This is a genomic window from Endoryza foliicola, from assembly GCF_050589245.1.
GTDB lineage: Bacteria > Bacteroidota > Bacteroidia > Chitinophagales > Chitinophagaceae > Endoryza > Endoryza foliicola.
Genome location: NZ_JBOBEW010000003.1, coordinates 385,423 through 399,436 on the forward strand (window position 1 = coordinate 385,423; position 14,014 = coordinate 399,436).

14 protein-coding genes are annotated in these 14,014 nt (G+C 42.6%); 7 read left to right on the plus strand and 7 right to left on the minus strand.

From position 1 onward, the window contains the following. Positions 1 to 78 precede the first annotated feature (78 nt). Entirely contained in the window at positions 79 to 1,071 is a 993-nt protein-coding gene (locus ACQ2HE_RS08970) for a beta-ketoacyl-ACP synthase III (RefSeq protein ID WP_430898418.1), read from the plus strand. 36 nt (positions 1,072 to 1,107) lie between these two features. Here the strand turns inward: ACQ2HE_RS08970 and ACQ2HE_RS08975 are convergent, their stop codons facing one another. After that, a complete protein-coding gene (locus tag ACQ2HE_RS08975) occupies positions 1,108 to 1,605 on the minus strand; it encodes a DinB family protein (RefSeq protein WP_430898416.1) in 498 nt (165 codons plus the stop codon). A gap of 106 nt (positions 1,606 to 1,711) precedes the next feature. Between ACQ2HE_RS08975 and ACQ2HE_RS08980 the strand changes: the two genes are divergently transcribed. The 4 genes from ACQ2HE_RS08980 (at position 1,712) to tnpA (ending at position 5,691) form a co-directional block, all read left to right on the plus strand. Further along, positions 1,712 to 2,917 (plus strand): trans-sulfuration enzyme family protein, encoded by a 1,206-nt coding sequence (locus tag ACQ2HE_RS08980; protein ID WP_430898414.1) that lies wholly within the window; start codon positions 1,712 to 1,714, stop codon positions 2,915 to 2,917. A 34-nt stretch (positions 2,918 to 2,951) separates the two neighbouring features. Continuing rightward, a complete protein-coding gene (locus tag ACQ2HE_RS08985; RefSeq protein WP_430898413.1) occupies positions 2,952 to 4,628 on the plus strand; it encodes an N-acyl-D-amino-acid deacylase family protein in 1,677 nt (558 codons plus the stop codon). A gap of 2 nt (positions 4,629 to 4,630) precedes the next feature. Continuing rightward, a complete protein-coding gene (locus ACQ2HE_RS08990) occupies positions 4,631 to 5,080 on the plus strand; it encodes a GNAT family N-acetyltransferase (RefSeq protein ID WP_430898412.1) in 450 nt (149 codons plus the stop codon). A 131-nt stretch (positions 5,081 to 5,211) separates the two neighbouring features. Continuing rightward, complete coding sequence (gene tnpA / locus ACQ2HE_RS08995; protein ID WP_430898410.1) at positions 5,212 to 5,691, plus strand: IS200/IS605 family transposase; 480 nt, start codon at positions 5,212 to 5,214, stop codon at positions 5,689 to 5,691. A gap of 1,168 nt (positions 5,692 to 6,859) precedes the next feature. On the opposite strand, the gene fabD is transcribed toward tnpA, so the two are convergent. From fabD to ACQ2HE_RS09010, 3 genes are all read right to left on the minus strand, one after another. Further along, a complete protein-coding gene (gene fabD, locus ACQ2HE_RS09000) occupies positions 6,860 to 7,750 on the minus strand; it encodes an ACP S-malonyltransferase (protein WP_430898408.1) in 891 nt (296 codons plus the stop codon). Between the two features lie 90 nt (positions 7,751 to 7,840). Then, positions 7,841 to 8,437, minus strand: a complete 597-nt coding sequence (gene folE / locus ACQ2HE_RS09005; RefSeq protein WP_430898406.1) for a GTP cyclohydrolase I FolE — start codon at positions 8,435 to 8,437, stop codon at positions 7,841 to 7,843. 21 nt (positions 8,438 to 8,458) lie between these two features. After that, positions 8,459 to 8,875 (minus strand): 6-pyruvoyl trahydropterin synthase family protein, encoded by a 417-nt coding sequence (locus ACQ2HE_RS09010; RefSeq protein ID WP_430898404.1) that lies wholly within the window; start codon positions 8,873 to 8,875, stop codon positions 8,459 to 8,461. Positions 8,876 to 9,119: 244 nt separating this feature from the next. On the opposite strand from ACQ2HE_RS09010, the gene mqnB reads away from it, so the two are divergent. Together mqnB and ACQ2HE_RS09020 are read left to right on the plus strand one after the other, a co-directional pair. Continuing rightward, positions 9,120 to 9,761 (plus strand): futalosine hydrolase, encoded by a 642-nt coding sequence (gene mqnB / locus ACQ2HE_RS09015; protein WP_430898403.1) that lies wholly within the window; start codon positions 9,120 to 9,122, stop codon positions 9,759 to 9,761. Beyond that, positions 9,758 to 10,597: a 1,4-dihydroxy-6-naphthoate synthase gene (locus tag ACQ2HE_RS09020; RefSeq protein WP_430898401.1), complete on the plus strand. Its 840-nt coding sequence runs from the start codon at positions 9,758 to 9,760 to the stop codon at positions 10,595 to 10,597. Before mqnB ends, ACQ2HE_RS09020 begins: the two co-directional genes overlap by 4 nt. On the opposite strand, the gene ACQ2HE_RS09025 is transcribed toward ACQ2HE_RS09020, so the two are convergent. From ACQ2HE_RS09025 to ACQ2HE_RS09035, 3 genes are all read right to left on the minus strand, one after another. Then, positions 10,594 to 11,901 (minus strand): cryptochrome/photolyase family protein, encoded by a 1,308-nt coding sequence (locus ACQ2HE_RS09025; protein ID WP_430898399.1) that lies wholly within the window; start codon positions 11,899 to 11,901, stop codon positions 10,594 to 10,596. The two genes, ACQ2HE_RS09020 and ACQ2HE_RS09025, sit on opposite strands and share 4 nt — an antisense overlap. Positions 11,902 to 11,919: 18 nt before the next feature. After that, entirely contained in the window at positions 11,920 to 12,747 is an 828-nt protein-coding gene (locus tag ACQ2HE_RS09030) for an aminotransferase class IV (RefSeq protein ID WP_430898397.1), read from the minus strand. A 97-nt stretch (positions 12,748 to 12,844) separates the two neighbouring features. Next, entirely contained in the window at positions 12,845 to 13,519 is a 675-nt protein-coding gene (locus ACQ2HE_RS09035; protein WP_430898395.1) for a response regulator, read from the minus strand. Between the last annotated feature and the right edge of the window lie 495 nt (positions 13,520 to 14,014).

The following is a 14,014-nucleotide window of genomic DNA, read 5'->3' on the forward strand; positions in this document are numbered from 1 at the left end:
GTAAACCAAATTAATGCCAATATTCTCAAATCTCGATATTAAAAACTAAATTTGTGCCCCAATCTAAAGTATTTCTGCATGAGCCAAAAAATTACAGCCGCCATTACAGCAGTGGGTGGATATGTTCCGGAAGACAAGCTTACGAATGCCGATTTAGAGAAAATGGTTGATACCAACGACGAATGGATTCGCACAAGAACAGGTATCGAAGAACGCAGAATTTTGAAAACTCCCGGATTGGCCACTTCCGATATGGCAGTTCCGGCTGTTCAAGAACTTCTCAAAAAACGGGGTATTAGTGCCGAAGAAATTGATTGCTTGATTGTTGCCACCGTTACCCCCGACATGGTTTTCCCCGCAACAGCCAATCTCACCTGTCATAAACTTGGGGCAAAAAATGCTTGGGGCTTCGATTTGGCCGCAGCATGTTCCGGTTTTTTGTTCGCTCTTACCACAGGTGCTTCCTTAATTGAAAGCGGTCGCTTTAAAAAAGTAGTAGTTGTAGGTGCCGATAAAATGAGTGCCATTGTAGATTATACCGATCGAAATACTTGTGTACTTTTTGGAGATGGGGCCGGTGCCGTTCTGTTGGAACCCAGCGAAGAAGGTTATGGAATTCTCGATAGCATCTTGAAGACTGATGGAAGCGGAAGTCAGTTCCTCAATATGAAAGCCGGTGGTTCACTTCGCCCCGCCTCTATTGAAACCGTTACCAATAAAGAACACTTCGCTTACCAAGAAGGTCAATCTGTATTCAAATTCGCAGTAAAAGGAATGGCCGATGTAGCCGCTGAATTGCTCGAAAAAAACAATTTAACGGGAGAAGACATTGCCTGGTTGGTTCCTCACCAAGCAAACAAAAGAATTATCGATGCTACAGCCAATAGAATGGGCTTGAGTCAAGATAAAGTAATGCTCAATATTCAACGTTACGGAAATACAACCGCTGCTACCATCCCTCTTTGCTTATGGGAATGGCAAAATCAATTGAAAAAAGGCGACAAAATTGTGTTAGCTGCTTTTGGTGGTGGATTCACTTGGGGTGCTACACTAATTAAATGGTCGATTTAAAGAATATCAACGAAAAGCTCCTGAAAAGGAGCTTTTTTATTTCCGAAACTTTTGAACCCACAGCGAATAGTCTGTTTGAGGTAGCTTCTCTATATTCAACATTCGAAGCATTGTAACGAGTTGACCGCGATGGTAAGTTCCATGATTCATCACATGCTGTGCAATTTGCCCCACCTGCATTTTAACCGGCTCCCTTTTTACATTGTGATAGAGAATTACATGATGCAAAGCCGCCATGCTAGCATGTTGAATCCATTGCTGCCATTGTTTCGATTGAGCGTTAAGCGCCTGCATCAACTCGCTAGTGTCGCCCGAAAATTGAACGCTAGGAAAAACAGGTTGCTCAACCAATCGAATGCGCTGCCACCAAACAGTTTCAGCGTCCCACATATGGAGCAAGGTTTTATGCAAACTTGGGAAACTAGAGACCATCTCTTTAGTTTGAAGTTCGGGAGATAAAGACCCTATTTTTTCGGTTAGTTTTTGATTGGCCCAAACATTATAGGCCGAATAATTTTCTAATAATTCTTTCATGTTGCTTCTTTAAAACTGTGGATTTATTCTCGATGGCAACTAATCGAAATAGGTTAAATTTGGTAGCAGATTAGATTTACTAAATATCGGCAAAAAAACAGTGACTATGGATAAGAATTTTCCAATTTCAGGCTTTAGCTCTTTGGCCATTCATGGCGGACATGTTCAGGACCCCAACTATGCGCATTTAACACCCATATATGCAGCCTCTACCTATGTTTTTGATACGGCAGAACAAGGAATGCGACGTTTCAGCGGACAAGAAGAAGGATACATTTATAGCAGATGGGGCAACCCCACTATGACAGAGGCAGAAGACAAAATTGCCGCAATGGAAACCTTTGGACTCGATTTTGAAGTAAAAGGAATTTTGCACGCATCGGGTATGGCCGCAATATCAACACTTTTTCTAGCCAATCTGAAACAAGGTGATAAAGTGCTGAGCCATTTTTCACTCTATGGCGGCACTCAAGAAATCCTCAATCGCTTGTTGCCTGAAACAGGCGTTCAATCTACTATTGTAGACCTTCGCGATTTGAACAAAGCCGAAGAAGCCCTTCAACAAGATCCGGCAATCAAAATGCTGTATCTGGAAACACCGGCCAATCCTACCATTCAATGTGTAGATATTGAAGAACTGACTAAACTCGCTAAAAAATACGGGAAAATAGTAGCCTGCGATAACACGTTCGCTACACCTTATCTTCAGCAACCATTCAAATTTGGAGTTGATTTCGTAGTGCACTCAACTACAAAATTTTTGAATGGGCACGGCACTATCATTGGAGGAATTCTATTAGGTAGGAACATTGAGTTCATGAAAACGCATGCTACTAAAATTCATCGTTTATTGGGCGGCAATAGTAATTCATTCGATGCCTTCTTGTTGGTGAATGGCATGAAAACATTGGAAGTGCGCATGGAGCGTCATTGCAATAATGCCATGGCAGTTGCTCATTTTCTGCAGTCTCACGATGCTGTAGCAAAAGTGAACTATAATGGATTACCGGAGCATCCTGATCATTTAGTGGCACTGAAACAAATGCGCCATCCGGGTGCCATGATGAGCATTGAATTGAAAGATGGATTGGTAGCAGGAGTGAAAATGATGAATAAATTAAAACTCTGTACCCGAACGGTAAGCTTGGGTACATGTGATACATTGCTTTGCCATCCTGCATCCATGACCCATGCAGGCGTGCCGAAAGAACAACGTGAGAAATATGGTATCACAGATGGATTGATCAGAATGAGTATTGGGATGGAAAATGTGCAAGACATTCTGGCCGATCTTGATCAGGCATTAAGATAACGCCACATTTTATACAACAATCAATCAACTTCACATGAGAAATTCACTCTTTCTCGCAGCCTTTGTATGCCTGATCATTGGTTGCGAATCGAAACCTACCTACGATACAATTATCAAGAATGGAATGATCTATGATGGATCTGGCGCGGCGCCTGTTAAAGGTGACATTGGGATCAATGCCGACACTATCGCTTTCATCGGCGATCTTTCACAAGCTACTGCAAAAGAAACTATTGATGCGAAAGGGAAAGCAGTGAGTCCGGGTTTCATCAATATGCTAAGTTGGGCTGTTGAGTCCTTAATTGAAGACGGGAACAGTGAAAGTGATATTCGTCAGGGTGTAACATTGGAAGTATTTGGTGAAGGAAGCAGTATGGGCCCTTTGAGTCCAAAAATGAAAGAACGTGAACAGAATTCACAAGGTGATATCAAATACAAAGTAGATTGGACGAGCTTCGGAGGATACCTCGATTTTATGGATAAAAGAGGTGTGAGTTGCAATATCGCTTCATTTTTGGGAGCTACTACCGTACGTGATTATGTTATTGGAGAAGACAATCGACAAGCTACTCCGGCTGAATTGGATACCATGAGGATGTTGGTTAAAGCGGCAATGGAAGAAGGTGCGTTGGGAATCGGTACTTCTTTGATTTATCCACCAGCCTTTTTTGCAAGCACCAATGAATTAAAAGAGTTGACCAAAGAAGCGGCGAGATACGGCGGTTCATATATTAGTCACATGAGAAGTGAGGGCAACAATATTGAAAAAGCATTGAATGAGTTGATAGAAATTTCCAGCTACGCAAATTGTCACGGCGAATTGTACCATTTGAAGATGGCGGGAAAAGACAATTGGGGCAAATATGATACAGTGATTGCAATGATTGAAAATGCCCGTAAAGCCGGGATTGATATCAGTGCTAATATGTACAATTATACGGCAGGTGCAACGGGAATGACCGCGTCGTTTCCGCCTTCATTGCAAGACGGTGGATTTGGTAAATTAAGAGAACGTTTACAAGATCCAAAGATTCGTGCAGAGATGGCGAAAGCGATGAATACTAACGCTACCGATTGGGAGAATTTATACTATGGCGCGAATGGAGCCGAGCATGTATTATTATTGGCATTTAAACAAGATTCGCTAAAAAAATACACAGGCAAAACATTGGCCGAGGTTGCCAAAATAAGAGGCACGAGTCCGGAGAACACGGCCATGGATTTAATAATTCAAGACAGCACGAGAGTGGGAGTTGCGTATTTCTTAATGAATGAAGACAATATTAGAAAACAGATTCAATTGCCATGGGTAAGTTTCGGAAGTGATGAAGGATCGTATTCAACGAAAGGAGTGTTTTTGAAGGCGAATCCGCATCCGAGGGCTTATGGAAACGTTGCACGATTATTAGGAAAATATACGAGAGATGAGAAATTGATTCCGTTGGAAACAGCGGTGTACAAGTTGTCTGGTTTGCCGGCCAAAAATTTAAAACTGCAGAGAAGAGGATTGTTAAAAGTTGGATATTATGCCGATGTAGTGGTGTTTGATCCTGCAACAGTGAACGACAAATCTACCTACGACAAGCCACATCAGTATTCAGAAGGAGTAAGTGATGTATGGGTGAACGGAGTAGCCGTATTGAGAAACAATGAGCACACCGGAAAAAGACCGGGCAAAGCATTAAGAGGACCGGGATATAAATCAAAATAAACATGAGCATAACAGTTAGAAGAGCAAGAAAAGAAGATTGTCCGAGAATCATGCAATTGATTCAGGAATTGGCGGATTATGAGAAAGCGCCTCAAGAAGTGACGGTAAGTTTAGAGCATTTCCAAGAAAGTGGATTTGGCGAAAATCCAGTTTGGTGGGCATTTGTAGCCGAAGAAAACGGGATCATTCAAGGATTTGCCCTGTACTACATTCGGTACAGCACATGGAAAGGTCAGCGCATGTATTTAGAAGACATTTTGGTTACGAATGAAGCGCGTGGGAAAGGAATTGGAAAGTTGTTATTCGATCGATTAATAGAAGAAGCGAAAGAAAAGAAATTTTCCGGAATGATGTGGCAAGTATTAGATTGGAACGAACCGGCCATTAATTTCTACAAAAAGTTCCCCACCAAATTCGATCCTGAATGGATCAATTGCACCATTTCATTTTAATTCATTACAATCCAAAACGAAAAAGCGAGCGCCTCTCAGGCGCTCGCTTTTTCGTTGTAACACACAACCTAGAGTTGTTTCAAAGCCAAAAATGCCGAAGGAGAAATAATAGTTTTGTCAAAAATACACATATGGCAGATACATTTATGCAAGTTGACATCATGCTGGTTTTTGCTACGAAATACCGCGATGCTTTGATTGAATACTCTTGGGATGAGGAACTCTACAAATACATAACCGGTATTGTACAAAACAAAGATCAAAAAATGCTAGCTATTGACGGCGACAAGGATCACATTCACATTTTTTTGAGCTTATCAGGTGATTTATCAATCGCAGAAATCGTTCGCGAAGTCAAGAAATCTTCTACGAATTTTGTTAATGACAGAAGACTTTCGAAAAAGCATTTCAGGTGGCAATCAGGATATGGAGCCTTCTCTTATTCAAGAAAAGACCGTGATCGAGTAATTAATTATATTAAGAATCAGAAAGAACATCATTCAAAAGAAAATTTCAAAGAAGAATTCAAAAGGCAACTGAAAGAATTTGACATTGAATTTAAAGAAGGATATTTATTTGATTTTTTTGAAGAACCGGAATCTGAAAATTGAATAGCGAAACCTTTTCGCAATGTAAAACCCACATTCGACCCCGCCGGGGTCGAACTTATCCGCCTTGTCTGTGCTGCTACCAACATTTGACCCTTCCAGGGTCGGGCATTCAAAGCAATAAACTTGATCAGTTAAGGTGTATTACTAGAACAATTCAATTTAAATCTGAAAATTGAACGGCGAATCCTTTTTCGCAATACAAAACACACATTCGACCCCGCCGGGGTCGAACTTATCCGCCTTGTCTGTGCTGCTACCAACATTTGACCCTTCTAGGGTCGGGCATTCAAAGCAATAAACTTGATCATCAAAGGAGCATTACAAGTACAATTCAATTTAAAGAAACGGAAATATGAATACCCGAATTGGCGATTTGTAAAACTCCTTGCCACTTATGTAAGAAGAAAGAAACAACCTTGCTAAAACCTATTGTATAATATTCTCGACCCCGGCAGGGGTCATATGTTGTTAGAAAGCTAATGCAACAATTGATCCCGACCCCGGAGGGGTCGCATGTGGTATCTCTATTGACACCAACCAATTCCACCACAAGTTGCCACTATCACGCAAGAGTGTGACGCGACCCTGTAGGGGTCGAAATTATCCACCTTGTCTTTGCTACCACCAACATTTGACCGTTCTAGGGTCGGGCATTCAAAACAACAAACTTGATCATCAATGTTGCATTACAAGTACAATTCAATTTAAAGAAACGGAAATATGAATACCCGAATTGGCGATTTGTTAAACTCCTTGCCACTTATGTAAGAAGAAAGAAACAACCTTGCTAAAACCAACTGTGTCATATTCTGGACCCCGGCAGGGGTCATATGTTGTTAGAAAGCTAATGCAACAATTAATCCCGACCCCGGAGGGGTCGCATGTGGTATCTCTATTGACACCAACCAATTCCACCACAAGTTGCACTCTTTCACGCAATAATGTAACACAAACCTGTAGAGGTCGAACATCAGTAGTAACTACAATCACGCACCACTGAGGTACGACCCTGTAGGGGTCGCACATCAGTCGCACCAATCAACGACGTGCAATCCCAATCGACCCGCTATGGGTCGCATCTGCGTATTCAATAAAACCGTTCCGATAAAACATACCCACCAATACCACCCAATAAAAAAACCGTCGTTTCCGACGGTTTTATTTTTTATTAATTTACCGATTCAACTTGCATCGTTTTATCGATCTTTAAAACCAACCCTTGCAACACCTTGCCCGGACCCACTTCCGTAAACTTGGTGGCCCCGTCTTTTACCATCGACTGAACACTCTGTGTCCATCGAACGGCACCGGTTAATTGATCAATCAAATTCTGTTTGATCTCATCTCTATCATACACCGCCTTCGCAGCTACATTCTGATAAATATGCGCCGTAGGCTGATGAAAATTTGTTTTCTCGATCGCTGCCTTCAACTCCTCCTTCGCCGGCTCCATCAAAGGCGAATGAAACGCCCCTCCCACCGGCAACAACAATGCTCTTTTCGCGCCCGCCGCCTTCATCTGCTCACAGGCTACTTCTACCCCTTTCAACGATCCGCTGATCACCAATTGTCCCGGACAATTATAATTCGCAGCAACCACAATTTCTCCCGTCTCTTCAGAAACCTTCTTGCAAATCTCTTCTACTTTCTCATCCGCCAATGCCAATACCGCCGCCATTGTAGACGGTGTAACTTCACATGCTTTCTGCATGGCCGTTGCACGAATGGAAACCAATTGCAAGGCATCTTCAAAACTCAAGGTACCATTCGCCACCAATGCCGAAAACTCTCCTAATGAATGTCCCGCTACCATATCCGGACGCGCCCCTTCAATTGATTTATACGCAATCACCGAATGCAAAAACACCGCCGGCTGCGTAACATTTGTTTGTTTTAAATCTTCTTCACTGCCATTGAACATTACATCAGAAATTCTAAAACCTAAAATCTCATTTGCTTGCTCAAACAATTTCTTCGCAAACGCGCTATTTTCATATAAGCTTTTCGCCATACCCGGGAACTGAGAACCTTGTCCCGGAAACACAAATGCATGCTTCATAGTGCTACCAAAGTTTAGAGTCAACAAAAATGCCACAAAGACTTTAAACTAACAAAATCTTTGTGGCTTCTAACCCAAATTTTATGGTTGTTAATGCAACTTTACGCCAACCAACTTCAAAAACTCCATTCTGGTAGAATTTTTTAGAAATTCTCCATCAAATGCACTCGTCGTTGTCACTGAATTTTGCTTCTGAACCCCTCTCATCATCATACACAAATGCGATGCTTCTACCACCACTGCTACACCAATAGGGTTTAGTGTTTCTTTGATCGCCTCCAAAATTTGCGATGTCAAACGCTCCTGAACCTGCAATCTTCTTGAATATACATCCACCACACGCGCCAATTTACTCAAACCCGTGATATAACCATTCGGAATGTAGGCAATATGCGCCTTACCGTAAAATGGTAACATATGGTGCTCGCACATACTATACAACTCAATATCTTTTACAATCACCATTTCACTAACATTCTCATGAAACTTTGCAGAATTCAAAATCTCTTTCGCATCCAATACATAACCCTGCGTCAAAAACTGCATGGCTTTTGCCATACGTTCCGGTGTTTTCAAGAGTCCTTCTCTTGTTGGGTCTTCACCTAATAATTCTAATGCTTTCGTATAATGCTCAATCAACCCCTTGGTTGTTGCCTCATCATACTGCTCAATTTTTCTATATGCCATAATCAATTATATTCAAGGTTGTTAATGAACTGGGAACTCCACGTAATTCCTATCGGTTTCGTACAAACGAACAAACAAATCCTGCGATTGGTTCAACTTTGCTCGTAATAAATCATAGATATAAATACAGATATTTTCCGCTGTCGGATTCACCGTTGAAAAATAAGGTACATCTAAATTCAAATTCTTATGATCCAACAAATCCAACACTTCCTCTTTTATCAGATCACTCAATACTTTTATATCAATCACATAACCCGTTTCCGGATCAACCTCTCCTACAACCTTCACTTCCAATTCATAATTGTGACCGTGATAATTCGGATTATTACATTTACCAAATACCGCTTGATTTTTCTCAAAATTCCAAGCAGAATTGAACAAGCGATGCGCCGCATTGAAATGCTCTCTGCGGTATACAGCCACCTTTTTATTCATGATTACCAATTTTATCCACTACAATTGAAACTTTTTCTTCTCTCTTTACTACCACACTAAGAAGATGAGAAACATTGTTTTGTCAAACAACTGATACGGAAGTGTGCCGTCCAAGTTGCCTAAAAATCGTGGGTTAGATAAATAACAGTACGTTTGTCGAATTGTTCGACTTTTCGAAATTAAAACAAAAATATCATTTCACACCCCCGAACTACAACTGCCCCAAAACAACGATATTTGCACCATGAATATTCTTGTAGTAGCCGCCACCGATTTTGAACTAAGTCCTTTGCGCTCAAAGGTTTCTACAAGTTCTTTAACACACAACATCCGGTTTCACACAACCGGTGTTGGTATTATGGAATCCACTTACCAAATCGCAAAACTATTGGACCTCCATTCACCCGATCTCGCCCTTCAAATTGGTATCGCCGGCACTTTCGATAGCCAATTACGTAATGGATCCGTTGTTTGGATTGAATCTGATACAGTGGCCGACCAGGGCGTTTGGGAAAACAATGCGTTTAAATCCCTAGCCGACCTCAACCTGTTTGCAGCCAATCAAACTCCTTATGTAAACGGACTACTTCCCAATCCTATTCAACTTCCATTCTTAAACACCCTACAAAAAGGACCTGCGATAACCGTTAATCAAATTAGCACCGACCCCAAATACATTCAAACCTGGAACCAATTGTACCGCCCAATTGTTGAATCAATGGAAGGCGCCCCCTTCCACTTCGCCTGCTTGAAAAAAGGCATCCCTTTTCTTCAACTCAGAGCCGTTTCCAACCAAGTTGGTGATCGCAACAAAGCCAATTGGGATTTTAAATCCAGTCTTGAAAACCTAAGTTCTGTATCCTACAAATTCATTGAATCGTTATGAAGAAATATACGCTCGGATTCTCACCCTGCCCCAACGATACTTTTATCTTCGATGCCTTGGTCAATAAAAAAATTGATACCGATCTCGAATTTGAAGTGGTATTGGCCGATGTTCAACAATTGAACAAATGGGCCCTCGAAGGCAAACTCGATTTCACAAAAATCAGTTACGGCGTAATGCCCTTGCTTACTACTACTTATAAAGTATTATCATCAGGCGGCGCCTTGGGTAAGGGAGTAGGACCCTTGCTCATCACTAAAAATCCCGACCTGCTAACAAAATCAGATCTTTCCGAATATACAGTGGCCATACCCGGACAAAACACCACGGCTCATCTCCTCTTTTCCCTTGCTCATCCTGAATGTTCTAAAAAAGAAATGATGATCTTCTCAGATATTGAAGATGCCGTTTTGACCGGTAAAACAGACATGGGGGTTATCATCCACGAAAATCGATTCACCTATCAATCGAAAGGATTGTACAAAATAAAAGACCTTGGTAACTATTGGGAAGAAACCACCGGCAATCCCATTCCACTCGGTGGCATTGTTGCAAAAAACAGCTTGGATACAGCATTGATGGAAAAAGTAAACGCTCAAATCAAAGCCAGTATTGAATACGCTTATGCCCACCACTACCCCGCTCCGGCCGATTATGTGAAAGCCCATTCACAAGAAATGGAACCGGATGTAATGAAACAACACATCGATTTGTATGTAAATAATTTCTCCCTCAACCTCGGCAGTTCAGGAAAAGCCGCAGTCAACCAATTAATTGAGATCTATCAGAAAAACAATCCGGGACTCACCATTAGCCCCGTTCATTACATCGACTAGTCTTTCTTCAATACAGCCGCATAAGTCTCCAAACAACGCTTCCGCGCTAACTCATGCTGCACAATGGGTCTTGGATAATTAAAGGAGTCCAATTCGGGTACCCATTTGCGTATGTACTTTAATTGCGGATCGAATTTTTGCGTTTGTAGTTGCGGATTGAATACTCTGAAATAAGGAGCCGCATCGCAACCGCTGCCCGCAGCCCATTGCCAGCCACCATTATTAGCGGCCAAATCGAAGTCCAATAATTTCTGAGCGAAATAAGCTTCTCCCCAGCGCCAATCGATCAATAAGTGTTTGGTAAGAAAAGAAGCAACAATCATCCGCACGCGGTTGTGCATATATCCTGTTGCATTCAATTCGCGCATACCTGCATCAACAATGGGATAGCCGGTTTCACCCTTACACCATTTCTCAAAAGCCGCTTCATCGTTCAGCCATTGTATTTGATCATAATCCGGTTTGAAAGCCAAGCCCTTTCCCACGCGTGGGAAATGCCAGAGAATCATATGATAGAAATCGCGCCAGATCAATTCATTCAAATAAGTCTCGTTCAATGCGCCGGCTTCACGAGCGAGTTGACGAATACTAATGGTTCCGAAACGCAAATGCACACCCAATCTTGAGGTTCCGGGAACTGCCGGGAAATCGCGCTGCTCCGAATATTTTTTGATCACTTCCGCTTTCCAATCGGTGGGTGGTATGTCGATCTCCGAAGGCTCAAATCCCATGTCGGCCAAACTTGGGATCTTTGTTGGTTTGGCTGTATGAAAGGCCTCGAAATATTTTTTAGTGGGATATGATTTTAGGAAGAAAGGTTTAAGTGCCGCCTTCCATCTTCTTGAGTAAGGCGTAAAAACAGTGTAGGGCTTACAATCGTCTTTCACTACCTCATCTTTTTCGAAGATCACCTGATCTTTGAACGTATGAAAACTTGCCCCGGCTTTTTCTACCAATGAACGGGTCAAGCCATCGCGCTCCAAAGCATAAGGCTCGTAATCGTGGTTGGTAAACACTTTGGCCACATCGAACTCCTTCAGAATCTCGGGCCAAATTGTTGAGGGACTGCCATAGTACACCCGCAAGCAGGAGCCCAAAGCTTTCAACTGCGCGTCCAATTCCGTAATGACACGGTGAATGAAATGCACGCGCGCGTCTTTTTTATCCTCTAGCTTGTCTAAAATCTCTCGATCAAAAATAAAAATGGGTTGAAGCGGAAGCCCCGATTTTAGGGCATGGTACAGACCGGCATTGTCTTCCAAACGCAGGTCTCTGCGGAACCAAAAAATAGCCAATTTCGACATGCTTTTACAACAATTAAACTAGAGCAAAAGTTTAAGCTTGTAATAGTATTTCAAGAAATCATTCAACGCGTATTCTCGGTCGCCCACTTGCTTAACCCATCGAATGCCACGCACGGCATTGGTCAGAAATACGGCTTCCGCATTCATCAAGCGTTCTACCGGCAATATTTCTTCTTCAATGGTGCCCGAATGTTTGATCAAGTGAGCGCGCATCACCCCTGCAATGCCTCCTTCGCTCAGTGCTGGGGTATAGACTCGTCCCGATTCCACCCAAAACACATTGGCGATACTGGCATCACAAATACGGCCCCATTGGTTCAACACCAAGGCCTCGTTCAATTTTTGTTGTTTGGCGTGAAAAGCGGCCAGCAAATAAGGTTGGTAATTGGCGGATTTGTATTGGGAAAAGGCATCGGCTGCTTTGATGGCACCGGAATAAATGCCGGCGATCAAACCATTCTCATTGAGTTCAATGGTATGGGAAGCCATTGGGTAGGTCTCTATCACCCAATTGGGGTTGAGGTTCACCGGATCGTACACGCCCCCATCACCACGAAACACCGAGAGGCGGATGCGAACGGCCCCGCTGCATTTGTTTTTACGTATGAGGCGATGGATCTGCTGTTCCAGATAATGAGCATCGAAATGAGCAGGAATGGTATAATGAAAGGCTTGCAAGCCCTCGAACAAGCGGTTCAGGTGCAATTCAAAATAGGGCATGCCCCCTTCCGTCCACAAAATGGTTTCAAACAATCCATCGCCGTAGCGCAACCCTCTATTGGCCGCTCCTACTATGGGGGTATCGGCAGCTAGTAAATCTCCGTTGAAATTGATGAAGGAAGACATGCTGCAAAGAACGAGAAGAAAAAAGACATCACCCAAAACAAAAAAAGCCGAAGCATCGCTTCGGCCTTCCTATAACTAAAAACTTAAAACTTACCACTTAATTCGGTTCATCGATCAGTCCGTTCTTCACGGCGTACATGACCAACCCGGCCATGCTTTTTGAACCGGTTTTTACCTTGAGTTTGTCGCGGATGGCTTCTACGGTGCGGGGGCTGATGTCTACGATGTCTGCAATTTCCTTTGTTGTTTTTTCCTCGCACATCAGTTTCAGCACACGTACTTCTTTATCGCTCAAATTGGCTTCTTGGATGCCTACCGGTTCGTTGCGTTTGGTGCGGATACCGGAAAGCAGGGCCTTATTGGTGAGTTCGTTGAAGAAGAATTCTTGTTCGTAGCAGGTTTTGATAGCCTGGTAAATGGTTTCGGAGTCGGAATTCTTGGTTAAGTAAGAATTGGCGCCGATTTCCATCAGTTTGCTGATCATGGAGTGGTCGTTGTACATCGACAACATGATCACTTTGGCATCGGGGCGAACCTTGCGAATTTCGGGCAGGGTTTGGATGCCGTCCATGATGGGCATTTGAATATCGAGTAGAATTACATCGGGTTCGATGTGTTTCAGCAGGTTCAGCAGTTGCATACCGTTATCGGCTTCTGCAATTAGTTCCACGTCCTTTTTAACGGACAGGGCGGTTCTCACACCGGCTCTGAAGAGGGTGTGGTCATCGCAAATGGCCACTTTAATGATAGGATCCTGGTCGGGTCGTTTCATGAGGTTTGCTTTTCTTTCGTGGTTGGTTTTAAAATTTGCCGTTAAAAATGGTAAAAATCTCTGATGTTTACCATAGGAGATTTACGAAATTATACTATTTCGGAATATACTGGTTACCTATTTTTAAACGGGATTTTACGATGGTTTATTGCGTGCTTTTTCGAAAAAGGGCAAGAAGTTTTACGAGAAAAAGGGCAAAATCCGAAAGGGGAAAATAGGGCAAATCTGCTCTTGTTCAGGGTTTTGGGTGCCCGTAAATTTGTATTCTAAAGTTGATTGATAAGGATTAGCAACCTCAGACCGTCCAATGTCCTTTAATAACCGTCCAATAAAGAATTTCAATATTCTATGAAACCGGCAAAGTCCAATATCAATCAACTTTCTTTCTTTTTGACCACGCACCCTGGGAACTGAACCCAACTCTGATACAACCACACCGAATCGCGTCCTTTGAAAACTACCGCCTTATTTTATTGAAAAGTGCGCCCGTTTTTG

What these genes read in the sequence shown, in the direction of transcription:
- ACQ2HE_RS08970 (WP_430898418.1), top strand. Translation starts at nt 79, where the DNA reads ATGAGCCAAAAAATTACAGCCGCCATTACAGCAGTGGGTGGATATGTT.
- ACQ2HE_RS08975 (WP_430898416.1), bottom strand. Translation starts at nt 1,605, where the DNA reads ATGAAAGAATTATTAGAAAATTATTCGGCCTATAATGTTTGGGCCAAT.
- ACQ2HE_RS08980 (WP_430898414.1), top strand. Translation starts at nt 1,712, where the DNA reads ATGGATAAGAATTTTCCAATTTCAGGCTTTAGCTCTTTGGCCATTCAT.
- ACQ2HE_RS08985 (WP_430898413.1), top strand. Translation starts at nt 2,952, where the DNA reads ATGAGAAATTCACTCTTTCTCGCAGCCTTTGTATGCCTGATCATTGGT.
- ACQ2HE_RS08990 (WP_430898412.1), top strand. Translation starts at nt 4,631, where the DNA reads ATGAGCATAACAGTTAGAAGAGCAAGAAAAGAAGATTGTCCGAGAATC.
- tnpA (WP_430898410.1), top strand. Translation starts at nt 5,212, where the DNA reads ATGGCAGATACATTTATGCAAGTTGACATCATGCTGGTTTTTGCTACG.
- fabD (WP_430898408.1), bottom strand. Translation starts at nt 7,750, where the DNA reads ATGAAGCATGCATTTGTGTTTCCGGGACAAGGTTCTCAGTTCCCGGGT.
- folE (WP_430898406.1), bottom strand. Translation starts at nt 8,437, where the DNA reads ATGGCATATAGAAAAATTGAGCAGTATGATGAGGCAACAACCAAGGGG.
- ACQ2HE_RS09010 (WP_430898404.1), bottom strand. Translation starts at nt 8,875, where the DNA reads ATGAATAAAAAGGTGGCTGTATACCGCAGAGAGCATTTCAATGCGGCG.
- mqnB (WP_430898403.1), top strand. Translation starts at nt 9,120, where the DNA reads ATGAATATTCTTGTAGTAGCCGCCACCGATTTTGAACTAAGTCCTTTG.
- ACQ2HE_RS09020 (WP_430898401.1), top strand. Translation starts at nt 9,758, where the DNA reads ATGAAGAAATATACGCTCGGATTCTCACCCTGCCCCAACGATACTTTT.
- ACQ2HE_RS09025 (WP_430898399.1), bottom strand. Translation starts at nt 11,901, where the DNA reads ATGTCGAAATTGGCTATTTTTTGGTTCCGCAGAGACCTGCGTTTGGAA.
- ACQ2HE_RS09030 (WP_430898397.1), bottom strand. Translation starts at nt 12,747, where the DNA reads ATGTCTTCCTTCATCAATTTCAACGGAGATTTACTAGCTGCCGATACC.
- ACQ2HE_RS09035 (WP_430898395.1), bottom strand. Translation starts at nt 13,519, where the DNA reads ATGAAACGACCCGACCAGGATCCTATCATTAAAGTGGCCATTTGCGAT.